Source organism: Sneathiella sp. (assembly GCF_029233945.1).
In the GTDB taxonomy this organism is placed as follows: domain Bacteria; phylum Pseudomonadota; class Alphaproteobacteria; order Sneathiellales; family Sneathiellaceae; genus Sneathiella.
In genome coordinates this window covers 1-21,342 of the sequence record NZ_JARGOQ010000057.1, presented here as the reverse complement: position 1 = coordinate 21,342, position 21,342 = coordinate 1, and the positions used below count along the sequence as shown (strand labels likewise).

Below are 21,342 nucleotides of genomic sequence, written 5' to 3'. Positions count from 1 at the left end.
ATTCAAAATCTGTTGTCCTTAGGGCGTGCCTGTTCGAGTCAGGCCAGGGGCACCACATATAATGCATCCCTCCTGTGATGTCGGCACGACAGATTTCCTTAACCATATGCTAATAACTGGCAGATAGAATTAAGGGCAATCTTACAGCTATGCCGTTAAAGGGTGTATCGAATGCCTGTCCTGATGATGTCAGCCGGTGGTCTGGTTCTTATAGCAGCGCTATGGGACGTTTTCTCCCGTCGAATTCCAAACTTGCTGCCCCTGATCATTGCTGGGCTATATCTTTTACAGGCGTCAATTGCCGGTGATTGGTCCAGCCTTCCCTGGCATCTGCTCTGCGGCATGGGCGTTCTTGTTGTCGGGATCATGATTTTTGCTCTTGGCTGGCTGGGCGGCGGCGATGTCAAGCTGCTCGCGGCACTGGCGCTCTGGGCAGGTCCGGATCACTTGGTCCTGCTTCTGTTGATGACCTGCTTTGCGGGCGGCGCTCTGGCCCTTGTTTATGTTCTTCCGATTATTCTGACCCGCAACCCGACAATTTCGGGCCTGGTCGACTGGTTCTTTATAAAAATCTTAAGAAAACCAGCGCCACTTATTCAGGCAAGCAAGACCCTCGGCCTACAGCTTCCTTATGGTGTGGCCATCGCCGCCGCCGGCTTCGTGGTGTTCTATCAGTTCACCAAAGTGATGTAGATCTCAGGCGGCCTTCGCTAACCAAATACCAAAAATGATAAAGGCGGCCCCGGCAAGATAGCGGATATTTACCGGCTCCTTGAGAAACAGATAACTCAGCAAGGGCACGAACACAAATGTCAGCCCCATGAATAAATACGCCTTGTTGAGCGGAAAATGCCGGAGCACATAAACCCAGGCAACCGTCGCGGTCCCATAAAGGACAAGGGCAAGAATAAAATATCCATTGACCGATAATTTCATGAGCGACGCCATGTTTGCCGCGCCGACATCGCGACTGGTGAGTTTAAACAGTACCTGCCCTATCGCGATAACGAGGGGCAGCATGATCAGGGCCGCGTCTTTAGCTATATCCATGACTTTCTCCTGACAGTGCGCCTGTCTCGCAATAAAAGATATCCCGCCCGATATCGAGGCAAATATAGTCCTCCGGCACCGGCTGCATTGCCCTTAAGAAACTTTCGGGATAGGGGAAAAAATTGAAATGCGGATTAAAGGTGTAGCGATATTCCCGCTCCCTCGGCACGACGATGATAAGCTTCTTCCGGCATACCCGCCGCAGCTCCCGTATGGCCTGATGATAATCAAGAATATGCTCGATCACATGAGTGCAGATCACGGTATCGAACTCTCCGTCTGAAAAGGGGAGATCCTCGATTTTTGCAGGGACGAGTTCAAGCCCCTCTTGCGCGTCCGGCACGATCAGATCCGTTCCCATTACCCGGTCAAAGGTATCATTCCGAATTTCCATGATCCGCTGAAGCAGAAATCCGGTGCCGCAACCGACATCCAGAATTGAACGTCCAACAACCCCCTCGGCAATACGCTGGATACAGGCTTCGGAATTGTCTGTCAGATCGTGAACCCGGGGGTGATTGCGATAGAGAGCCTCATATTCCTCTTCGGTCAGGAAGGGCGCGTTTTTTCGAAACTCCGCCAGCGCCACGATATGATTTCCCCAGGCCGCCTTGGCTAGCCACTTAAAAAGAACTGAATCCCTTAAAATGGGGGGCAGCAAATCTTCCAGGATAAATCTGATTTTATTTGTGGTCTCTCGGTTCATTCAACAGCTTACGCGACCCTCAACTCAATCGACGTACCCTTTCCCATATTTTTCTAATGACGCGTCCCGCCATCGGCATCCACTTTTATTGTGGCGGGCCCGGCAATGGAAAGATAGGAAATACGCTTTCTTTCCCGTCGTCCGCGGGTCACGGAGTCAAGAATAAATCCGCAAGCCAGGAACAAAAACGACAACAGCATGCAGGCGCTCGACAGCACAGCCGTCGGCAACCGCGGCACCAGCCCCGTCTCAAAGAAGGTCAGCACAACCGGGATCGCAAGGACAACAGACATTGCGGCGAACAGGATAAATAATCCGCCGAAAAATGTCATCGGCCGCTCGTCCTTGATCAGCTTGACGATCAGTTTAGTGATTTTCAAACCATCCGAGAAGGTATTGAGCTTGCTGTCCGATCCTTCCGGGCGCTCTATATAGGTGCTGGAAATCTCGGCGACAGGCATGTTCAGTTCAAGGGCGTGAATGGTGAGTTCAGTTTCAATCTCGAACCCTTCGGAGAGGATCGGAAATGACTTGACGAAGCGACGTGAAAAAACCCGGTATCCAGTCAATATGTCTTCGAACCGGCGACCAAACACGCGCGCGACGATACCAGAGAACATTCGGTTCCCCAACACATGCCCCTTGCGATAAGCGGCTTGGCCCGTTGCGACACGCTTGGCGCAAACCATATCCAGCCGACGTTTCAGGAGATGATCAACCAACACTGGCGCAAGGGAAGCTTCATATGTTGCATCGCCGTCCACCATCAGATAGATATCCGCCTCGATATCGGAAAATAGGCGACGGATGGCGTTTCCCTTGCCGGGCATATCTTCATAGATGACTTCCGCGCCGGCGGCTTCGGCCACTTCAGCGGTTTTATCTGTCGACGCATTGTCACAGACGACAATTCGCGCCGACGGTAACGCGACGCGAAAATCCCGGACAACAGTGCCGATCGTCAGTTCCTCATTGAGGCAAGGGATCATGACGGCGAGCGATCCAACCTCCCGGAGCCTAGTCTGTGATACCGCCCCGCGTGGTTTTTCGATCAGGTTGCTCTTATTCATTCTGCACCATTCCTAACCGCGAACAGCCTCCAGGAAGACGGCGCGTCAATTTCCGTCAGATCGTCCGGCAAATCTCCGTCAAGAAGGCGATTATAGACGACATCAGGCGACTCTGACTCCTGAAAATAGGATTTTGACGAAAAATTCGGACATATAAGAATATAATCTATCTCGTATTTTGCGAGAATTTCCCTACTTCTTGAATAATCTGTCGCGGTCAAAAGAGCGTGAACGTCGAATATTGTCTCGCCATTGCGATGATACGGAACAGCGAGAAAATGATGCGGCGTGCGATACACAAGCTCCGGGCCGAAGTCGAGATTATTCGCGAACTTAAGGTCGCTGCGACCGCGAATAAACGCGTCTTCGCTGAGCTTTTCGGCTATTTCCGATATATTACATTGCGCGGCTTCTGGCTCGACCGCCGCAACCGCCTCCGATGACTTCAGGCTCGTTGTGACCGTCCCCACCAGCAAGGCCAGAAAGAAAGGCCCCAATATGATGCTTGTGCGGACCAGCAGGCCCGTCGCACTTTTCTTCCACCCACTGTAACGCGCGCCGACCCGGTTCAACAGATATTCCAGAAGCGACCCGGCGGCGATCACACCGACAACGGCAAGATAGAGGGAGGTACGCTGATGAAATAGTGCCAGGACGCCCGTGCAGATCAGTACAGGCAGCAACCGGACCCACATTTGGCGGCGCGCCAGGTCATTTTTTCCAAATAGAACGAAGCCGCCGTACACGATACCGATAAAAGGCAGCAGGCAATAGAGAATTGTCTGGCGCGGGCTATTAAGCAAGGGCTGCATTTCACTCACTTTATCATACCAGATCGATCCAGTACGCGGATCCGCCTCGGCTAAGGGTCCAACCAAAAGATTGGGGAAATACCAGAGAATCAGACCAGCACAAACCGTCCCAAACAGCACCGCGCCAGCCAACCGGTGAGCCATCTTATCCGAGCGACCGAACAACCCAGCGATGACGGACCAGAAGAGAGCCGGGCACGTCACCAAAAACAGCTGGGCAATGGATATCCGGTCATAGCGCGCAACAAGCCAGTTCTCAGGCGCAACATCAACGGCCAGTGCCAAAAGACAGAATATCAGTGCGCCCATCGCGAAATCACTGTTGGCGCGGCGCCATTCTTCACCCCAAACGAGCCCGCAAAGGCCAAGTCCCAGGATGACCGGAACGAAAACAATCAGAAATTCAAGACTGATCCAAAGCCCAAGTCCGCTCAGTATTCCGCCGATCAACGCAAGCCGGGACGGCCCGCCGCGCGCATTAAGCCGGATGAGACAGCCCAGAACGGCACCGGTCAGCACCGCCAGGATCATATGATGATCCGCGCGCCCGATGTGGAAATAATTCTGAATAACCGGCTGAACGGCGAGAAGAATAATGATCGAGAATAAATTTCCCGGCTGCATTAACGGCATAACCGCCCATATACAGACCATAACAAGCAATAATGACATCAATGCCGGTAAGACGATCCCCGCCATTTCGATGGCATCGTGGGTGCTCATAAAAGGCATTAACGGCGCCGCCGTGCCAATAATCAGCAGGTCCATTGGCCGCGTCCAGTGAATATCCGCCCCACTTTCGCCGCCCGCCCGGGCGATATGGCCATTATACCAGTCGCCGGTCTCCACCAATATATTCACCCGCTCCAGACGCATAAACGCATCCGGCCCTTCAGGCTGAAGAATATCAGGCGATGATGAGAGCTGCACCGGCAGGATCACAAAACAGGTCAGCCAGAGCAGAAAAAACATCACTATACGTTCAACAGTCACAGATCTTTCCTTGATGCCAGTAAAAGCGCGGCTTTATTCAATAGAAAGCTAGCGCAAAAACCTTAACAAAAAGGGAAGGGAGCGGGATATTAGGCAATGTTCACCCGATATTGGTTTCCGGGCAGTCTGAACGGGAATAGAGTCGCTATTTCTTGGTCCGAAGTCCTTCATCGCTCGTCGTGGCGGGTTTCAGGACTGCCTGTTCACTCGTCAATGCATCGCTGACTTTTCCGCATATTTCATCGAGCGTAAACGGCTTTGCGATGACATCATGGATCAGCATCTCAAGATTATAGGCTCTTTGTCTTTCTGCCGCATATCCCGTCATCATGAGAACCTTGAGGTCGGGGAAATCCTTTGTCACTTTGAGCGCGAGCGCAATGCCATCCATAACCGGCATCACGATATCAGAAAGCAGGAGGTCAAATACCTCTCCCTTTTGCAGGATCGCCAGCGCCTCCGCACCATCCGCCACAGCAACGATGTCATGTCCATGATGGGTCAGGGCGCGACTGACAAACTCCCGAAGGGCGGCCTCATCCTCTGCAATCAATATCCGCGCCATCTATTTATTCCGTTTAATGCTTGACGATATAGCCGATGTAAGGGAGCTCTCTATAATAATGAGCGTAATCAAGCCCATAGCCGACAACAAATAAATCCGGGCAATCAAAACCAACGAAATCTGCCTCGAATCCCGAAACTCTTTTTCCCTTCTTGTCCAGCATCAGGCAGGTTTTCACCGTATCCGCCCCGCGTTCGAGAAGTTCTTGCGTCGCGAAGGCCATGGTCCGGCCCGACTCCAGAATATCATCGATCAGCAATACCTTGCGGCCTTTGACCGTATCCACGATGTCCCGGGTAATCATCACATTTCCGCTGCTGACGGTTTTATCGCCGTAGGAGGAAAGCGCCATAAAATCAATCTGCGGCTTAACGCCCGCATGATGCAACGCGCGGATCAGGTCTGCAGCGAACACAAAACTGCCCTTCAGGACGGCAATAACCAGAATATCAGACCCCATCGAACTGGCGATTTCCTCCGCCAGCTCTTCATTGCGCTTGGCGATATCCGCGCTTGCGAACAGGATTTCGATATCTGATTTCGCCTCGGCGATGTTCATGGTGGTCCTTTCAAATTTGAGTAACGCCCGGCCGGCCTCAAGCAACAGACACTGCCGGATTTAGTTTTCCGGGTCGACCAGATCGACTTTGACATTCTTTGCCTCTTCCGGCGGCTGGTTCATACTGCTGGAGAATTCAATCTGGCTCCAGGGCGGAACCTCTGTATCCTCCGCCGTTGTGGTCCAGCTATAAACGCTTTGTCCCGTCTCATCGATGAGCGCGATCTTGATGCGCGGCACCGGCTGCCGACTTTCAGTAACATTTTTGATAATACCCGAAACGGTCAGTGTCGTGACACCATTTTGCAACACGGATTTTGTGTTCAGATCATGTATCTCGAGGCCAAGCTGGTTCTGTGTTTCAACATCAATCTGCAGATACTGATAAGCAATGGCCGACCCGGGCCAGATTTGCACAACAAACTTCCGTCCGAAGTAAGCGCCGCAAACAAGCACTGCCAGCACCAGAAGGAGGAGAAGCCAGGCGATCCAGCGTCGCTTCTTCTCAGAGCTGCCCGCCACTGCTGTGCCGGCCTTGGCCGCCGTCATCTGCTCGATGCTCATGCCCTGATCCGGTGAATCGGCGGACGTCTCTGTTTCCGGGTTTTCAGGCGAAACTTCGAGCACAACTTTCTTTGGTGTATCTTCCGGAGGGAACTCACGCCACTTGTGGCCGCATTTCGCGCATTTGACGGCACGCCCTTCCGGACCGATCGTCGCCGGATCAATTGAATAACGGGTTGCGCAACTTGTACAGGTTAGAATCATCGGCCAGGGTCACCAGCTCACGAATTAAAGTTTCTTTTTTATAGGCGTTTGCTTGGACATGCACAAGACTGGCTGATAAATCTATCATAGTTTATCTTCTGTCGCGTAAATTTTGGGAGGACAGATTGGTCAGGTTTGAAAATGTCGGCATGCGCTATGGGCTCGGGCCTGAAGTATTGCGCGATATCAGCTTTCACCTGCGACCCGGGTCCTTTCACTTCTTGACGGGGCCGACGGGTGCGGGCAAAAGCTCCCTCCTGAAATTACTCGCTCTGTCACACCGGCCAAGCCGTGGCCTGGTTACACTTTTCAACAAGGAAGTCTCAAGCCTCGATCGTGAGGACCTTCCGGCGATGCGCCGGAAAATCGGTGTGGTTTATCAGGACTTCCGGCTGCTTGATCATCTCTCTGCACTGGAAAATGTGGCCTTGCCGCTCAAGATCGCAGGCGCGAAGAACAGCCAGATTTACCAGCATGTCGCCGAATTGCTTGAATGGGTGGGGCTTGGCAGGCAAGTGGATGCCAAACCACCAACCCTCTCGGGAGGAGAAAAGCAGCGGGTCGCCATTGCCCGCGCCGTCATCAACCGGCCGCAGCTTCTTATCGCCGATGAACCGACAGGCAGCATGGATGCCGAGATGGGGCTCCGCCTCATGTATCTGTTTCAGGAGCTGAATAAGATCGGCACAACCGTTGTTGTCGCGACCCATGATCTGGAATTGATCAAGCGGTTTGGCAATCCTGTCATGTATCTCAAAGACGGCATGCTAACCACCCGCGCACAGGACGATCTTCCCGCGCAGTTCAGCAAGGATCCGGCATGATACAGTTTTTCGGAAAATCCGCCGAATTGCAGCTGGAGAAGGATGCCTCGACCCGCTATCTGCCGGTCGTGATTGCTGCCATGATCTTTCTGGCGGCGCTTTCAATCGGCGGGCTGTTCGCGTTAAGCAATGCCATCAGTGACTGGTCGGAAACCCTGACTGACAATCTGACCGTGGAAATTGCTTTCGATCCCGCCGCCGATCTCGACAAGAAAGTCACCGATGCCGTCGCTCTTCTGTCGGCCACACCGGGGGTCGCCAATGCCCGCCCGATCGAACAGGACGAAACGCTACAGCTGCTGGAGCCTTTCCTTGGCAAAAACGCGGCCCTCGGCGGTTTGCCTATTCCCCGCCTGATAGAGGTGATTATTGCGGAAGATAGCGCCATAGATCTCGCGGCGCTGAATGAGAAACTCACTGAGGCCGTCCCCGGCGCCCGACTTGATATCCATCGGCCCTGGCTTGACAAAATGGTCCTCCTCGGGCGTTCCATTCAGTTTCTTGCCGCCGGGATCATGCTGCTGATTGGCTGCGTCACCGTGATCATCGTGATTTTTGCCGTGCGGACCGGCCTGATCATGCATTCGGAGGTTATCCAGGTCCTGCATCTGATTGGCGCGCGCGACAATTACATCGCCGAGCAGTTCCAGAACTATTTTTCCAGGCTCAGCTTCCTCGGTGCCTTGCCGGGCCTTATCGTTGCCATCATTGTCATGTTTATTTTCAACTTTCTTGTCGGATCGCTGGAGGCGTCGATGCTGCCCCCGCTTTCCGTTGGCATCGAAGGAGTGATTGCCTTGTTGTTGCTGCCTATTCTGGTGGCTCTGCTGACGCGATACACCGTCCGGCGGGTCGTGCTAAAGTCGCTTCGCCGGATGATGTAGAATGCTTGTATTGCTGGATAGAGACGGGGTGATTAATGAAGATCGGGCGGATTTCGTAAAATCCCCGACCGAGCTGATCTTCATTCCAAAGGCGTTGGAAGCCATTGCCCGGCTCAAAGGGCATGGGCATCGGCTGGTTGTCGTGACCAATCAATCCTGTATCGGGCGCGGCATTATTAATGAGGAGCAACTCGCGGAAATTCATGGCAAGCTTCGGGATAATCTGGCAAGGCTGTCCGGGGATCTGGACGATATCCTTATTGCCCCTGATGCCCCCTGGGCCGCGACCGACCGGCGCAAACCCGGACCCGGAATGCTTTTTGAAGCAATGCGGAAATATCACGCAAAGCCCAAAGAAACCGTCTTTATCGGGGACAGCACGCGCGATATCGAAGCAGCCCGGTCCGCGGACTGCCACCGCATCCTCGTCCGGACAGGAAAAGGCCAGAAAACCCTGGCGGAAGGGCTCTCAAAGGATTTGATGCCGGTCCATATTGCTGAAGACCTTGACGAAGCCGCCAGTTTCATACTTGAGGGAAGGTTCTGATATATGCCCTTTCGCTGGAAAATAGTTACAGCCCTTGCCTTCATCTTTCTTTGTTTCTGGATGGGCGGCTTCCTTACCTTCATGGCGACTGTCGAAAACAGGCAGTCTGCGCTTGTCGATGGTGTTGGCGGGATAGTAATCCTGACCGGTACGCCGGCCCGGTTGACAGCGGGCTTCGACCTTCTGAAAGAAAATGACGGGGCAAGATTGTTGGTTTCCGGCGTGAATTCGAAAGTAACACGAGAAACCCTGCGTCAGGCCACGGGGCAAAGCTCGGAGCTTATGGACTGCTGCGTCGATCTTGGCCGCCTCGCCCGCAATACGGAAGGGAATGCCTATGAAACCTCCCTTTGGGCCAAGTCGAATGATTTCAATAGTCTCGCCATTGTCACCAGCGCCTATCATATGCCGCGCAGCCTGGTGGAGCTAAAGCGCCAGATGCCGGATATTAATCTGATTGCCTATCCGGTCGCCAGTGATACGCTCGAACTAACCGGCTGGTGGAAAAACCCGCGAGCCTTTATGGTACTGGCCGGAGAGTTCAACAAGTATGTCTTCAGTCTGGTCCGGGCCCGGCTTGACGAGTAGACGCTGAAAGAGAGACGCGTGACGCAAATAAGATCCCTAGCCTTCTTTATCTGCTTTTTTGTCTGGTCGACAATCATGAATTTGGCCTTTCTGCCTTTCCTGCCCTTCGATCGGAAGTGGATTGTTCTGGGTCAGCGAATCTGGTCGGGCGGCATTGTGTTTCTCCTCCGCACCCTCTGTAACCTCCGGCTGGAAATCCGGGGAGAAGAATATCTTCCCAAGGGGGCCGTGATTGTCGCCGCCAAGCATCAATCCGCGTTTGAGACCATGATCTTTCACCTGATCACCGATGATCCGGCGATTATCCTGAAAAAAGAACTGCTCAGCATTCCCGTATATGGCTGGTATTGCCGCAAAACAAAAATGATTGCGGTGGATCGCAAGGGCCATGCGGCGGCGCTGAAATCCATGTTATCGCAAGCGCAGCAGGCGATCGAGGATGACCGTCCCATTGTTATTTTCCCGGAAGGGACACGCTCCCCGCTGGATGAGGATCTTCCGTTCCAGCCCGGCATCGCCGCGCTTTATACAAAACTGCAACAGCCGGTGGTGCCAGTCGCGCTCAATACCGGCCTTTTCTGGCCAAGGAAAAGCTTCTTCTGCCGCCCGGGCGTCATGGTGATGGAGTTTCTCCCGCCGATCGAGGCCGGAATGGACCGCAAAGCCTTTATGAAGGAGCTGAAATCCCGGATTGAGGAAAAGACGGAGGCTCTGGTCGCGGAAGGGCGCACGAAATACATACCATAGGCTTATGCGCACATATTAAATTTTGCGTAAGACCCCTTTGCTACTATATTTAGTAGGACGAGTTTTTTCCAAAATGAAGGTGCCCAATGTCGCCTGTCGCCCCGATATCTCAACAGATATGGGATATGAAATATCGCTTCAAATCCGCCGATGACTCCTTAAAGGAACGCTCCATCGAGGATAGCTGGCGGCGTGTCGCCCGCGCCACGGCAGAGGCGGAGGCCGAAACGGAGCGGGAAAAATGGGAAGAACGCTTTTATACCCTTCTCGAAGATTACAAATTTCTCCCCGCAGGGCGCATCTTATCCGGTGCCGGGACGAAACGTCAGGTCACACTCTTTAACTGCTTCGTCATGGGCGATATCGGTGATGACATGTCGTCGATCTTCGATAATCTGAAGGAAGCCGCCCTCACCATGCAGCAAGGCGGCGGAATCGGCTATAATTTCTCGACCCTTCGGCCGAAGGGCGCACCAGTCCATGGTATGGGCTCCGATGCGTCCGGCCCGCTCAGTTTCATGGATGTCTGGGACAGTATGTGTCGCACGATCATGAGCGCGGGCTCCCGCCGGGGCGCCATGATGGCGACGATGCGCTGCGATCATCCGGATATTCTCGACTTTATCAAGGCGAAACAGGATCCCGGTCGCCTCCGGATGTTCAATCTTTCCGTCCTCGTATCGGACGCCTTTATGGAGGCTGTCAAGAAGGACGACGCGTGGGAACTTCGCTTTGACGGCACCCTGTATAAAACGGTGCAGGCGCGGGAACTCTGGGACGAGATTATGCGCGCAACCTACGCCTTCGCAGAGCCGGGCGTTATCTTTATCGATCGCATCAATGCCCGCAACAATCTCTATTATGCGGAAACCATCACTGGCACCAATCCTTGTGGGGAACAGCCATTACCTGCCTATGGCGCCTGTCTTTTGGGGTCGGTCAACCTCACCCGGATGGTCGTCCATCCGTTCGAGAAAAAGGCCGCCATTGACCTCAAAAAGCTCGATGGCGTCGTGCGCGATGCCATCCGGATGATGGATAACGTCGTCGATATATCCGGCTACCCGCTCCCCGAACAGGCGAATGAAGCCCGTGCGAAGCGGCGCATTGGACTTGGCATTACCGGGCTTGCCGATGCGTTGATCATGTGCGGCGTGCGCTATGGCTCGGACAAGGCGCTGGCACTTACACGCAAATGGATGGCGCAAATCCAGCGTTCCGCCTATCTCGCCTCTGCCAACCTCGCAGAAGAAAAAGGCGCGTTCCCGCTCTTTGATAAGGAAAAATATCTCGACGGAGAAACAATCAACACGCTGGATAAGGACATCCGCGAGGCGATTGCCGAAAAAGGCATCCGCAATGCGCTTGTCACTTCCGTCGCGCCGACAGGCACGATCTCACTGCTCGCGGATAATATTTCCAGTGGGATCGAGCCGGTGTTCAGCTTCTCCTATACCCGCAATGTGTTGATGCCGGACGATACCCGAAAATCGGAGGAAGTGACCGATTATGCGCTTCGCCTGTTCCGTCGGCTTAAGGGCGCGGACGAACCGCTTCCCGACTATTTCGTCGATGCGCAAGTGCTGACCCCGCCCGATCATGTGCGAATGCAGGCCGCCGTGCAGGAATATATCGACAGTTCGATCTCTAAAACCATCAACTGCCCGGAAGATATCAGCTTCGAGAATTTCAAGGATATCTATCTGCAAGCCTATGAGCAGGGCTGCAAGGGCTGCACGACCTATCGGCCGAATGATATCACCGGTGCGGTGCTGGAATTAAAACCGGAAGAACCGGCAAGCGCACAGCCTGATCTACCGCTCGATGTGCCCTACAGCAAACCCTCCGACAGTTTCGAGGCGGGCGGCATTGTCTATATGACGAAACCGCTGGACCGACCCGGCACACTGCCCGGCCAGACCTACAAACTCCGCTGGCCGGAGAGCAATCACGCCATATATATAACACTGAACGACATTATTCAGGACGGCCGCCGCCGCCCGTTCGAGATTTTCATCAATTCGAAAAATGTCGAGCATTTTGCCTGGACGGTGGCGCTCACTCGCATGATTTCTGCCGTTTTCCGGCGCGGCGGCGACGTCAGCTTTGTGGTCGGGGAATTGAAAGCCGTCTTCGATCCGCGCGGTGGTGCCTGGGTAAAGGGGAAATATGTTCCCTCCCTCCTCGCAGCAATCGGGGAGGTGATTGAGACCCATATGATCCAGATCGGCTTCCTGCCACCGCCGGAGGGGAAGCAGGAAAAGACGAGCGAAGCCGTCTCAAAAGTCGTCGTCGGGGGCACAAGCAAGCCAAAAGAGGGGTTGCTTCGGCAATGTCCGCAATGCGGCGAAGCAGGGCTGCTAAAAATCGAAGGCTGTGACACCTGCACGACCTGCGGTTATTCCAAATGCAGCTAACCTTATTATCGCTTTCAACATGACCTAAAAGGCGCTACTAACGCCGGATATTCTGCAATGGAGATACCTATGACGGAGCAAACGATCTTCCCCTTCCATCTGGCCTTTCCCGTCAATGACCTGGAAGCCGCCCGTGAATTCTACAAGGGTTTGCTGGGGTGCGCGGAAGGCCGAAGCTCCGCCGATTGGGTCGATTTCGATTTCCATGGTCACCAGATCGTCGCCCATCTCGCGCCGGAAGAAACCAGTGCGGCAAAAACCAGCAATGTGGACGGTCATGGCGTGCCCTGCCGTCATTTCGGGTTGGTTATGTCGATGGAAAAGTGGCAGAAGGCCGCCGATCGCCTAACCGCGGCGGGCATCGACTTTATCATCGAGCCCTATGTCCGCTTCAAGGGAGAGACCGGGGAGCAAGCCACAATGTTCTTCAGCGATCCGGCCGGTAACGCCATTGAACTCAAGGCCTTCAAGAATATGGATCAGCTCTTCGCGAGCTAGCTGCCCTTTTCGATCAGATCCATAATGTGGTGAAGCGGGCCGTCCGCGATGCCGAATTCATCAAGATGCGCCAGCGTGCTTTTCAGGTAATCCACATTGGGACCGCCCCGGCCATGGGCGCGGGCGATAATCTTCGCCGCCGCCTCCAATGACGGTTTGCCGCAATATTGTTCATGGGCCGGATCGGCTACGAAAGTAAGCGCCAACGCCATGGCGCCACTATCCAGAAGCTTGATGCGCACCATCCTGGGCCGGTAGACACTGGTTACCATTTCACGGCGGTAGAGATAATCGATCACCGGCTCCCGAATAGCTGACGGACACAGAATGCCTTTCCCCCGGCAGGAACCGCCCCGGTCGAGCCCCAACACAAGCCCCGGATTTTCCCGCGTTCCCCGATGTACGATAGAGGTGACGCAAAAAGCACGATGATAACCGTATAGCTGTGCATCCTGAATGCCAAGATGATCGAAACCCGGACGCCACATCAGGGAGCCGTAACCGAATATCCAGAGGTCTTCCCCCACCGGCAATTCCGGAAGAGGGTAATCGACAGGGGGCAGGTCCGGCTCCAGCACCAAATCATACTTTCGCGTCATGTGTTTCTTGCCTTCTTGAACCGATAATTTACAAGCGCGACGCCAAGCACCGCAACTCCCATCCCGATCAGGGCGAGGATGCCAAGCGTCTCATCAAAGAGGAAATAAGCAACAACCGCTGTGCAAGGCGGTGTCAGGTAAAAGAGGCTGGACACATTCGCCGCCGCTCCACGCCGCAGGAGCATATATAGCAGCGTCATGGCGCCAAGCGATAGGACGATTACAAGCCAGAGCAACGCGAAGATCAACTCTCCCGACCAAATAACCTCCCCCGTCTCAAACAGGAGTGACATAAGGTAGAAATAAACTCCGGCGACAGCAAACTGGATAAGGTTTCCGCTTTTAATATTCATCTGAGAACAGAATTTCTTCTGATAGAGGGTACCGACGGAAATACTGATCAAGGCAATGAAAGACAGGCTCATGCCATATAGCGTTCCCTCCCCGACCGAAAGCTTGTTAAAAACCACGAAAAACACACCGATGAGCCCGAGCAGCAACCCGGTCCATTTCTGCAAGGATACATTTTCATTCAACATTAGCCCGGCCAAAGCTGCGACAATAAGCGGCTGTATCCCGACAATGAGAGAGGAGATACCTGCCGGTGTTCCCTTTGAAATGGAGAGAAAAACAAAGCCGAGATAGCCACCATGCATCAGGAGGCCGCCGATTGAGATATGAAAATAATCGATTGAACGGGCGGGCCAGCGGGTTTCGGTGATCAACACAAACGGAATCATCAGGGCAACGCAAATACCGAAGCGCAAGGCGAGGAACATCATTGGTTCCACATAGGGCAGGCCCATTTTCGCGCCAATGAAACCCGTGCTCCATAAAAAGACGAAAATGACCGGCATCGCCTTGAAAAGCAGGCCGTCAGCTGGCTGGCTGGAATTATCTTTCATAATGCATGCGGGGCCGGATAAGAGAATTCTGTAACTGCAGTATTTCTTTCTATATAGAGTGCAGGTAAGTTTCACAAGCAATCAACCGGACCTTTGATGCGTATACTCTTTGGCGGCATATTAGCCCTAGTCCTCCTCATTGGCGGCTATGTCTTCTGGTGGCACCATGTTGCGGACCGGCTGATGGAATTGGCCGACAATTGGCGCGAACAGCGGATCAGCGAGGGATATGAAATCAGCCATAAGCCGCTTGTGGCCTCCGGTTTTCCCTATCGGGTCCGGGTCACGGCGGAAAATCTCTCTATTGCCAACCCAAGCCATGAACAAAGCCCTGAAGTGAGAATTCCCACCTTCTGGGCCGTGGTGCAACCTTGGCGCATAAATCATGTAATTTTCGGCGTTGAAGGAAAAGGCCGGGCGGATTGGCTGGAAAAGGACCAGCAAAGAAGTCTTGATTTCAAGGCCCTCTCCGCGCTCGGCAGTGCGACATTCACCATACGGGGCCGCATGCGCGCCGTTGCCATCGATATCAAGGAACTTGAGACGATTCCCTCTTGGCGGTCACCCGTCACAGCGGAACGATTGCAGCTTCATGGCCGCCCGAGGCCAGCGAATAGTTCAGACGAAAAAGCCGCCAGTGAACAGATGGACGGACAGCAGATCGCCCTTCGCGCCGATAATGTGGTGATCGAGGGGATGAGCGATTTCCCGCTCGGCAAGCGGATTACGGATTTCTCCCTCTCCTCAATTCTTTACGGCACGGTGCGCAAACTTCCCGCCGCCGATACCCTTGCCGAATGGCGCGATGAAGGGGGCTTTGTCGATATTGAGGCCCTGAATATCGATTGGGGCCATGGCGCCATCACCGGAAAGGGCGCAATTACCCTGGATGACCGGATGCGCCCTCTTGGGGAGCTTGAGACCCGCATCTCCGGCTATGAGAGAATTCTTGCAGCGCTCACCGAGACACGGCAGATTGACGAGAATGCCGCCCGCACCATCGGCTTTGGGCTCGGGCTTCTCTCAAAAGAGGGGGACGATGGAAAACGCTATATCGCGCTCCCCTTGTCGGCGCAGGATGGCGGTGTCTATCTTGGTCCTGTCTATCTGATGCGGCTTGGTTCCGTTATCGGAAGCAAATAGGCATTCTCAGGATTTCTTTGGTGTCTCTTCAGACTTATGCACACGGCCAAAATCCGGCTCCGGCGTTTCCTGTCCCGCATCGATAATCTGCCGCCGGATCGCTCGAGTACGCGAGAAGATATTAAACAGGGTTTCCCCGTCTTCGCGCCGAATGGCCCGCTGCAGCGCCGTCAAATCCTCGGTAAAGCGACCCAGCATTTCCAGTACCGCCTCTTTGTTGTTCAGGAACACATCCCGCCACATGGTTGGATCTGACGCGGCAATACGGGTAAAATCCCGGAAACCACCCGCGGAATATTTGATCACTTCCGACTGGGTCACATCTTCCAGGTCATCCGCCGTGCCGACGATATTATAAGCGATCAGATGCGGGATGTGGGACGTGATGGCGAGAACCAGATCATGATGCTCCGCATCCATAATCTCAACCTTACTGCCCATCGCCGCCCAGAAGGCCGTCAATTTCTCGACCGCCGCATCGCTTGACTGCCCGCAAGGCGTCAGGATGAGCCAGCGATCGATAAAGAGCTCAGCAAAACCCGCGGCGGGCCCTGATTTTTCCGTCCCTGCCACCGGATGGCCCGGGATAAAATCCACGCCTTCCGGCATATGCGGGCCGATAGCCTCGATCACCGCACTTTTAACCGAACCCACATCGGTGAGAATGACGCCGTTCTCAAGCACTGGCGCAAGCTGCTCCGCCAGTTTGCCATAGGTACCAAGTGGCGTGCAGAAAATCACCAGATCCGCGCCCTTGACCGCCTCAATCGGGCTGTCATACGCCTCATCAACGATACCGAGTTCTTTGGCGACGCGACGGCTGTCCGCCGTGCGTGCTGCACAGACGATTTCATCGGCAAGATTATGCTGGCGCGCGGACCGCGCAATCGATGATCCGATAAGACCGATGCCGATCAAGGCCAGCCGTTTGAACTTCACTTCCGTCATTCTTTATGTGCCGAGGAATTCCCTCAGCGCCTCTATCACTGCGTGGTTTTCATCATCCTGCCCGATTGTCATGCGCAAGCAGGTCGGCAGGCCATACCCCGCAACCGCCCGGAGGAGCAAGCCCTTTTCCGCGAGATACGCCTCGGCCTCATTGGCAGCCTTTCCACTTCCGTCGAAGTCGATAAGCAGGAAATTGCCGACACTCGGCGTCACGCCCAAACCCATTCCACGGAAACTTTGCGTCAGAATCGGGAGCCATTTATCGTTATGTAGCCGGGCCTTCTCGATATGCGCCTGATCGCGTACAGCCTCGATCCCGCCCGCCTGAGCCAGCGCATTCACATTAAACGGACCGCGTGCCCGATGCAGCACATCGACAATATCAGGCGGGCAATAGGCCCAGCCCAAGCGCAAGGCGGCAAGACCGTAGATCTTTGAAAAGGTCCGGGTCATGACGACGTTGTCATGAGAATCAACGAGCTCGACCCCGGCGCGATAGTCATCACGGGTGACATATTCCGCATAGGCCGCATCCAGAACCAACAGAATATCATCGCGCAACTCCGCCCGCAGGCGCTCAATTTCCGAATACGGCAGATAAGTGCCGGTCGGATTGTTTGGGTTAGCCAAAAAGACGATCTTCGTTCGCTCCGTCACTGCCGCGAGCAGATTATCAACATTCGTCGTGCGGTCCACTTCCGGTGCCTTCACCGGCGTTGCCCCCGCAACAGAAGCGGAAATGGCATACATCAGGAAGCCATGCTCGGGAAACAGCACCTCATCCCCCGGGCCGACAAAGGCCGTATTCAGCAGGGAAATAAGCTCGTCCGACCCGTTGCCGCAGACAATGCGCGTGGCATCCAGTTTATGAACCTCGGCAATTGCCTCGGTCAGGAGAAGGGAGCCACCATCTGGATATCGATGAGCATTTGCAACAACCGCTTCAATCGCCGTAACCGCCTTCGGGCTCGGGCCGAGCGGTGATTCATTCGACGAAAGCTTGGCGACATTCTGGTTTTCGCCCGCTTTCGATTTCCCGCCGACATAGGGGGAGATGGTCATAATGCCTGGTTGTGGAACCGGAGTGGTCATGAGGCTTCTTTCAACTCGGGTAGTGGAATGCGTTATTTGATGGGAACGGCGTAAGCGCCAAGGATAACCGCTTTGATAAAGCTTTCGCCGCCGATCTCCCCAAGCTTTACCAGGCGTGGGTCGGTTTTCGCGACAAATTCGGGCATCTCAATAAGATGGAGCCAGTCACTACCCCCGGCATCCGGCGTGCGTGAATCCGCACAATAACCGCTGAGGCCCGCCTTGGTAAGATTTTCAGTCAGCCGGGCCCGGCTCACCTCTTCACTGGTGGCCAGCGCCATCAAGGTCACGTCATCCCCGGACGGCTCCGGTTCCGCCTGACCTATGACAAGGGAGTTCAGGTCTTCAAACTCACCGGACGGATTATCAAGGAAAGGAAGCGCCGCCAAGATCTTGGGCACATTTTCACCGCCTTGTGCAAGCTGCGTCCACCAGGTATCACGCTCCCGCGTCAACCAGGGAAGCACGCCCAGCGTTGCCGGGTTTTCATACACCTCCCGCAAGACAACCGTCGGCAACTGATGCAGCTTCATTGGCGTCGCTGAGCCAAAATGAAACCGCGCCAAATCCCAGTAGCCTACGGATTTATCGGGCGCGGTTATGGAAACCGAATAAGGCTGCTGCATCCAGCCAACAGCCGAGATCAGTTCCCGCCATATCGCCGCGATAACCGTGTCGGGCAACTTGCTGGAATGCGACTTAAGTATATTGCGAAGAATGGACGCCTCTCTGCCCGGGCGAAACGCGAGCGCCTTACCGTCCGCTTTTTTCGCAGCGGCGATATCTTCCACGATTGCGACCCGCTTCTCCAGAACCGATAAAAGCTCCGCATCAAGGCGATCAATTTCTACCCGCAGTGCTTCCAGCTTTGTATTTGTTGTTGTCACCATAGTTCCCTGAATAAACAGTGCATTTCGTCAAAATTGGACCATAAAGCCCGGTATTTGGCAAAGAATATATTGACAGACCTTGCCCCGCCGCACTAGCTAACAGCAAAGTCATTCAAAACAAAGATTTTTCTAATCCATTTGCGGGAAAAGAGTAGCAAAAGTGTCCATAAACCCTCCACAGTCGGATAATCAGACCGTTATCCTTGGAAAGGAGACGCCGCTCGAGCTGGACTGCGGCGTGACGCTGGAGGCCATCAATATGGCCTATTGCACTTATGGTACATTGAACGCAGACAAATCAAACGCGATTCTGATTTGTCATGCCCTGACCGGCGATCAGTTTGCCGCAAGCCGACAGCCCGTCACCGGAAAGAATGGCTGGTGGGAGATCATGATTGGCCCGGGCAAGGTTCTGAATACAGATAAATATTTTATTGTTTGCAGTAATGTTCTTGGCGGTTGCATGGGCACGACCGGCCCGTCGGATATCGACCCGAACACAGGCAAGCCCTACGGCCTGAACTTTCCGATCATCACCATCGCCGATATGGTCCGCGCACAGGCATTGCTGCAGAATTATCTCGGGATCGAAAGCTGGTTCAGTGTCATCGGCGGCTCCATGGGGGGCATGCAGACCCTGCAATGGGCGAGCGCTTATCCCGACAGAGTTTTCAGCGCAATTCCCATTGCCTGCGCCGCGCGCCACAGCGCGCAGAATATTGCTTTCCATGAAGTCGGGCGACAGGCTGTCATGGCCGATCCGAACTGGCAGAGCGGCGAGTATTACGCAAGCGATAAAAAGCCGACATCCGGCCTTGCAGTTGCGCGCATGGCGGCGCATGTGACCTATCTGTCGGAGGCAGCGCTGCACCGGAAATTCGGCCGCAACCTGCAGGATCGTGAAAACCTCACCTATGGTTTCGACGCGGATTTCCAGGTTGAGAGCTATCTTCGCTATCAGGGGATCAACTTCGTCGACCGCTTCGATGCAAATTCCTACCTCTATATCACCCGGGCGATGGATTATTTCGATCTGGTAGAAGATAATGGCGGCGCGCTCGCCAACGCATTTGAGGGAACAAAAACCCGCTTCTGCAGCGTCTCTTTCACCAGTGATTGGCTGTTCCCGACGTCGGAAAACCGGGATATCGTCCATGCGCTGATCGCGGCGGCGGCGAATGTTAGCTTCGTTGAGGTGGAAACCGACAAAGGCCATGACGCCTTCCTGCTTGATACGCCCGAAATGTTCAAGACCATCGACGGATTTTTACAATCGAGCGCGAAAAGCCGGGGTCTGATCTCATGAATGATCCTATCAAATATGTACCCAAGCGGGATATTCGCGTCGATTGGCAGTTGATTGCGGAAATGGTGGAGCCGGGCAGCCGGGTTCTCGATGTCGGCTGCGATGACGGGCAGCTTCTTGCCCATCTTGCCGAAACGAAAGAAGTCGAAGGTCGCGGTCTTGAGCTGAGCCAGCAGGGCGTGAATATCTGCGTCGCCAATGGGCTATCCGTGGTGCAGGGTAATGCCGATACGGACCTCGTCTATTATCCCGACGACAGTTTCGACTATGCGATTTTAAGCAAAACCCTGCAAACCACTCATCAGCCGCATGTTGTGCTGGAACAACTTCTTCGCATCGGGCGGCGCGCCATCGTCTCTTTTCCGAATTTCGCCTATTGGCGCTGTCGGGCCTACCTTGCGATCAAGGGCCGGATGCCGATGACAAACTCGCTGGATATTCCCTGGTACGAAACACCGAATATCCACTTCTGTACGCTTAAAGATTTCACTGCCCTTTGCGAAAAAATGGATGTCAAAATCGAACAATCGGTCATCGTCAAGGCTTCGGGTGACGTGATGACCCGTTCGACCTATGGCAGCTTCGCCAATTTCTTCGGCGCGGACTGCATCTTTATGCTGTCGAAAAAAGACTAACCATCTTCCTTTGCACGACGTGCTTGCCGTCCGGCGATAACCGGCCGGGCCGCAGGCAGGATAACCGGTCGCCGCCGTGTTTTACGTTCGGGCAATTCGGTCAGGGCGTAAATCTGCTTTTCCGCTTCCATAATCCGGACTCCGCAGAAATGTCCCCACCATTTTTCGCCAATATTCTCCCAGGCTTTCGAAAGGCGCAAATTAAGACGCCATTTGCTGGGCGGCATATAGAGCGCGCCCTGCCTTTCTCCGGGGGTGAAGCTGTTATCCCTGAGTAGACGGTTAAGCTGTTTATCGCTATAGGGTCGGCCATAACCGAAGGGCGTGTTTTCCGTGCGCGACCAAAGGCCGCGCCGGCTTGGCACCACCACCATCAGCTTCCCCGTGGAAGTAAGGACACGCCAGAGTTCCTGCATTATCACATCAACGTCGGTCGCATTTTCAAGCCCGTGCACCCAGATGATCCGGTCGATGGAGGAATCAGGAAGCGGCAAGGTATGCTCATCCACAAGACTGACGAGACTCCCCCCCTCACGCGGCCATTGAATGACCCCCTGTTCCAACGGCATGAAGGAGATGACCCGTTCACCTTCCGCGCGAAACGGGTTAAGGTAGGGTGTGGCATAGCCAATGCCGAGAACCCGGAAATTTTTTAAATCCGGCCACATCAGCCGAATTTTACGGCCAATCGTCCGCCGCACCACCTGCCCGAGAGAGCTGTGGTAAAAATTCCGCAAATCGATGACATCAGGTCTGAGCATAGTGTTATACTGACATAAAATATAGAAATGGAAAC

Annotated in this window: 24 protein-coding genes; 11 read left to right on the top strand and 13 right to left on the bottom strand. The window is 54.2% G+C overall.

The features are described 5' to 3' along the window. The first annotated feature begins 171 nt into the window (after positions 1 to 171). Positions 172 to 693, top strand: a complete 522-nt coding sequence (locus tag P1U71_RS15280) for a prepilin peptidase (RefSeq protein ID WP_301106492.1) — start codon at positions 172 to 174, stop codon at positions 691 to 693. Positions 694 to 696: 3 nt separating this feature from the next. On the opposite strand, the gene P1U71_RS15275 is transcribed toward P1U71_RS15280, so the two are convergent. The 7 genes from P1U71_RS15275 to P1U71_RS15245 form a co-directional block, all read right to left on the bottom strand. After that, on the bottom strand, positions 697 to 1,050 hold the full coding sequence (locus P1U71_RS15275) for an EamA family transporter (RefSeq protein WP_301106491.1): 354 nt from the start codon (positions 1,048 to 1,050) through the stop codon (positions 697 to 699). Next, on the bottom strand, positions 1,037 to 1,639 hold the full coding sequence (locus P1U71_RS15270; protein WP_301106490.1) for a class I SAM-dependent methyltransferase: 603 nt from the start codon (positions 1,637 to 1,639) through the stop codon (positions 1,037 to 1,039). The genes P1U71_RS15275 and P1U71_RS15270 overlap by 14 nt, the downstream gene beginning before the upstream one ends. A 170-nt stretch (positions 1,640 to 1,809) precedes the next feature. Then, positions 1,810 to 2,826, bottom strand: coding sequence for a glycosyltransferase family 2 protein (locus P1U71_RS15265; RefSeq protein WP_301106489.1), 1,017 nt, complete (start codon positions 2,824 to 2,826; stop codon positions 1,810 to 1,812). Further along, on the bottom strand, positions 2,823 to 4,631 hold the full coding sequence (locus P1U71_RS15260; protein ID WP_301106488.1) for a hypothetical protein: 1,809 nt from the start codon (positions 4,629 to 4,631) through the stop codon (positions 2,823 to 2,825). The genes P1U71_RS15265 and P1U71_RS15260 overlap by 4 nt, the downstream gene beginning before the upstream one ends. Before the next feature lie 145 nt (positions 4,632 to 4,776). Then, positions 4,777 to 5,196: a response regulator gene (locus P1U71_RS15255; RefSeq protein WP_301106486.1), complete on the bottom strand. Its 420-nt coding sequence runs from the start codon at positions 5,194 to 5,196 to the stop codon at positions 4,777 to 4,779. Between the two features lie 13 nt (positions 5,197 to 5,209). Beyond that, on the bottom strand, positions 5,210 to 5,755 hold the full coding sequence (gene hpt, locus P1U71_RS15250) for a hypoxanthine phosphoribosyltransferase (protein WP_301106485.1): 546 nt from the start codon (positions 5,753 to 5,755) through the stop codon (positions 5,210 to 5,212). Between the two features lie 60 nt (positions 5,756 to 5,815). Continuing rightward, complete coding sequence (locus P1U71_RS15245) at positions 5,816 to 6,523, bottom strand: DUF3426 domain-containing protein (protein WP_301106484.1); 708 nt, start codon at positions 6,521 to 6,523, stop codon at positions 5,816 to 5,818. Between the two features lie 125 nt (positions 6,524 to 6,648). On the opposite strand from P1U71_RS15245, the gene ftsE reads away from it, so the two are divergent. From ftsE to P1U71_RS15210, 7 genes are all read left to right on the top strand, one after another. Next, entirely contained in the window at positions 6,649 to 7,347 is a 699-nt protein-coding gene (ftsE, locus tag P1U71_RS15240; RefSeq protein WP_301106483.1) for a cell division ATP-binding protein FtsE, read from the top strand. Beyond that, a complete protein-coding gene (locus P1U71_RS15235; protein ID WP_301106482.1) occupies positions 7,344 to 8,231 on the top strand; it encodes a hypothetical protein in 888 nt (295 codons plus the stop codon). The genes ftsE and P1U71_RS15235 overlap by 4 nt, the downstream gene beginning before the upstream one ends. A gap of 1 nt (position 8,232) precedes the next feature. Beyond that, the gene (locus tag P1U71_RS15230) at positions 8,233 to 8,778 is read left to right on the top strand and encodes an HAD-IIIA family hydrolase (protein ID WP_301106481.1); all 546 of its coding nucleotides are present in this window, start codon (positions 8,233 to 8,235) and stop codon (positions 8,776 to 8,778) included. A gap of 3 nt (positions 8,779 to 8,781) precedes the next feature. Next, positions 8,782 to 9,366 (top strand): YdcF family protein, encoded by a 585-nt coding sequence (locus tag P1U71_RS15225; RefSeq protein ID WP_301106480.1) that lies wholly within the window; start codon positions 8,782 to 8,784, stop codon positions 9,364 to 9,366. 18 nt (positions 9,367 to 9,384) lie between these two features. Next, a complete protein-coding gene (locus P1U71_RS15220) occupies positions 9,385 to 10,113 on the top strand; it encodes a 1-acyl-sn-glycerol-3-phosphate acyltransferase (RefSeq protein WP_301106479.1) in 729 nt (242 codons plus the stop codon). Between the two features lie 86 nt (positions 10,114 to 10,199). Next, on the top strand, positions 10,200 to 12,530 hold the full coding sequence (locus P1U71_RS15215; protein WP_301106478.1) for an adenosylcobalamin-dependent ribonucleoside-diphosphate reductase: 2,331 nt from the start codon (positions 10,200 to 10,202) through the stop codon (positions 12,528 to 12,530). Between the two features lie 69 nt (positions 12,531 to 12,599). Further along, positions 12,600 to 13,028, top strand: a complete 429-nt coding sequence (locus P1U71_RS15210; RefSeq protein ID WP_301106477.1) for a VOC family protein — start codon at positions 12,600 to 12,602, stop codon at positions 13,026 to 13,028. Here P1U71_RS15210 and P1U71_RS15205 read toward each other — a convergent pair. Beyond that, positions 13,025 to 13,627 carry a gamma-glutamylcyclotransferase gene (locus tag P1U71_RS15205; RefSeq protein WP_301106476.1) on the bottom strand — a complete coding sequence of 201 codons (603 nt, stop codon included), beginning with the start codon at positions 13,625 to 13,627 and terminating at the stop codon, positions 13,025 to 13,027. The two genes, P1U71_RS15210 and P1U71_RS15205, sit on opposite strands and share 4 nt — an antisense overlap. Next, entirely contained in the window at positions 13,624 to 14,532 is a 909-nt protein-coding gene (locus P1U71_RS15200) for a DMT family transporter (protein ID WP_301106475.1), read from the bottom strand. Before P1U71_RS15200 ends, P1U71_RS15205 begins: the two co-directional genes overlap by 4 nt. 96 nt (positions 14,533 to 14,628) lie before the next feature. On the opposite strand from P1U71_RS15200, the gene P1U71_RS15195 reads away from it, so the two are divergent. Continuing rightward, positions 14,629 to 15,675 carry a DUF2125 domain-containing protein gene (locus P1U71_RS15195; RefSeq protein WP_301106474.1) on the top strand — a complete coding sequence of 349 codons (1,047 nt, stop codon included), beginning with the start codon at positions 14,629 to 14,631 and terminating at the stop codon, positions 15,673 to 15,675. Positions 15,676 to 15,681: 6 nt separating this feature from the next. Here the strand turns inward: P1U71_RS15195 and P1U71_RS15190 are convergent, their stop codons facing one another. Genes P1U71_RS15190 through P1U71_RS15180 form a run of 3 tightly spaced genes read right to left on the bottom strand, consistent with a single transcriptional unit; the run spans position 15,682 to position 18,602 of the window. Further along, positions 15,682 to 16,623 carry a prephenate/arogenate dehydrogenase family protein gene (locus P1U71_RS15190; RefSeq protein ID WP_301106473.1) on the bottom strand — a complete coding sequence of 314 codons (942 nt, stop codon included), beginning with the start codon at positions 16,621 to 16,623 and terminating at the stop codon, positions 15,682 to 15,684. Positions 16,624 to 16,626: 3 nt separating this feature from the next. Beyond that, complete coding sequence (gene hisC / locus P1U71_RS15185) at positions 16,627 to 17,715, bottom strand: histidinol-phosphate transaminase (protein ID WP_301106472.1); 1,089 nt, start codon at positions 17,713 to 17,715, stop codon at positions 16,627 to 16,629. A 32-nt stretch (positions 17,716 to 17,747) separates the two neighbouring features. Continuing rightward, entirely contained in the window at positions 17,748 to 18,602 is an 855-nt protein-coding gene (locus P1U71_RS15180) for a chorismate mutase (RefSeq protein WP_301106471.1), read from the bottom strand. A 163-nt stretch (positions 18,603 to 18,765) separates the two neighbouring features. On the opposite strand from P1U71_RS15180, the gene P1U71_RS15175 reads away from it, so the two are divergent. Then, positions 18,766 to 19,911, top strand: coding sequence for a homoserine O-acetyltransferase (locus P1U71_RS15175; protein ID WP_301106470.1), 1,146 nt, complete (start codon positions 18,766 to 18,768; stop codon positions 19,909 to 19,911). Beyond that, positions 19,908 to 20,546, top strand: a complete 639-nt coding sequence (gene metW, locus P1U71_RS15170; protein ID WP_301106469.1) for a methionine biosynthesis protein MetW — start codon at positions 19,908 to 19,910, stop codon at positions 20,544 to 20,546. The genes P1U71_RS15175 and metW overlap by 4 nt, the downstream gene beginning before the upstream one ends. Here the strand turns inward: metW and P1U71_RS15165 are convergent. Then, the coding region (locus P1U71_RS15165) for a class I SAM-dependent methyltransferase (protein ID WP_301106468.1) at positions 20,543 to 21,342 on the bottom strand (800 nt) is incomplete at its 5' end. The genes metW and P1U71_RS15165 overlap by 4 nt on opposite strands.

Coding starts and splice junctions, on each gene's coding strand:
- hpt (WP_301106485.1), bottom strand. CDS start 5,755: ATGAACATCGCCGAGGCGAAATCAGATATCGAAATCCTGTTCGCAAGC.
- P1U71_RS15200 (WP_301106475.1), bottom strand. CDS start 14,532: ATGAAAGATAATTCCAGCCAGCCAGCTGACGGCCTGCTTTTCAAGGCG.
- P1U71_RS15205 (WP_301106476.1), bottom strand. CDS start 13,627: ATGACGCGAAAGTATGATTTGGTGCTGGAGCCGGACCTGCCCCCTGTC.
- P1U71_RS15265 (WP_301106489.1), bottom strand. CDS start 2,826: ATGAATAAGAGCAACCTGATCGAAAAACCACGCGGGGCGGTATCACAG.
- P1U71_RS15215 (WP_301106478.1), top strand. CDS start 10,200: ATGTCGCCTGTCGCCCCGATATCTCAACAGATATGGGATATGAAATAT.
- P1U71_RS15235 (WP_301106482.1), top strand. CDS start 7,344: ATGATACAGTTTTTCGGAAAATCCGCCGAATTGCAGCTGGAGAAGGAT.
- P1U71_RS15275 (WP_301106491.1), bottom strand. CDS start 1,050: ATGGATATAGCTAAAGACGCGGCCCTGATCATGCTGCCCCTCGTTATC.
- P1U71_RS15195 (WP_301106474.1), top strand. CDS start 14,629: ATGCGTATACTCTTTGGCGGCATATTAGCCCTAGTCCTCCTCATTGGC.
- P1U71_RS15190 (WP_301106473.1), bottom strand. CDS start 16,623: ATGACGGAAGTGAAGTTCAAACGGCTGGCCTTGATCGGCATCGGTCTT.
- P1U71_RS15225 (WP_301106480.1), top strand. CDS start 8,782: ATGCCCTTTCGCTGGAAAATAGTTACAGCCCTTGCCTTCATCTTTCTT.
- P1U71_RS15280 (WP_301106492.1), top strand. CDS start 172: ATGCCTGTCCTGATGATGTCAGCCGGTGGTCTGGTTCTTATAGCAGCG.
- hisC (WP_301106472.1), bottom strand. CDS start 17,715: ATGACCACTCCGGTTCCACAACCAGGCATTATGACCATCTCCCCCTAT.
- P1U71_RS15245 (WP_301106484.1), bottom strand. CDS start 6,523: ATGATTCTAACCTGTACAAGTTGCGCAACCCGTTATTCAATTGATCCG.
- metW (WP_301106469.1), top strand. CDS start 19,908: ATGAATGATCCTATCAAATATGTACCCAAGCGGGATATTCGCGTCGAT.
- P1U71_RS15210 (WP_301106477.1), top strand. CDS start 12,600: ATGACGGAGCAAACGATCTTCCCCTTCCATCTGGCCTTTCCCGTCAAT.
- P1U71_RS15230 (WP_301106481.1), top strand. CDS start 8,233: ATGCTTGTATTGCTGGATAGAGACGGGGTGATTAATGAAGATCGGGCG.
- P1U71_RS15255 (WP_301106486.1), bottom strand. CDS start 5,196: ATGGCGCGGATATTGATTGCAGAGGATGAGGCCGCCCTTCGGGAGTTT.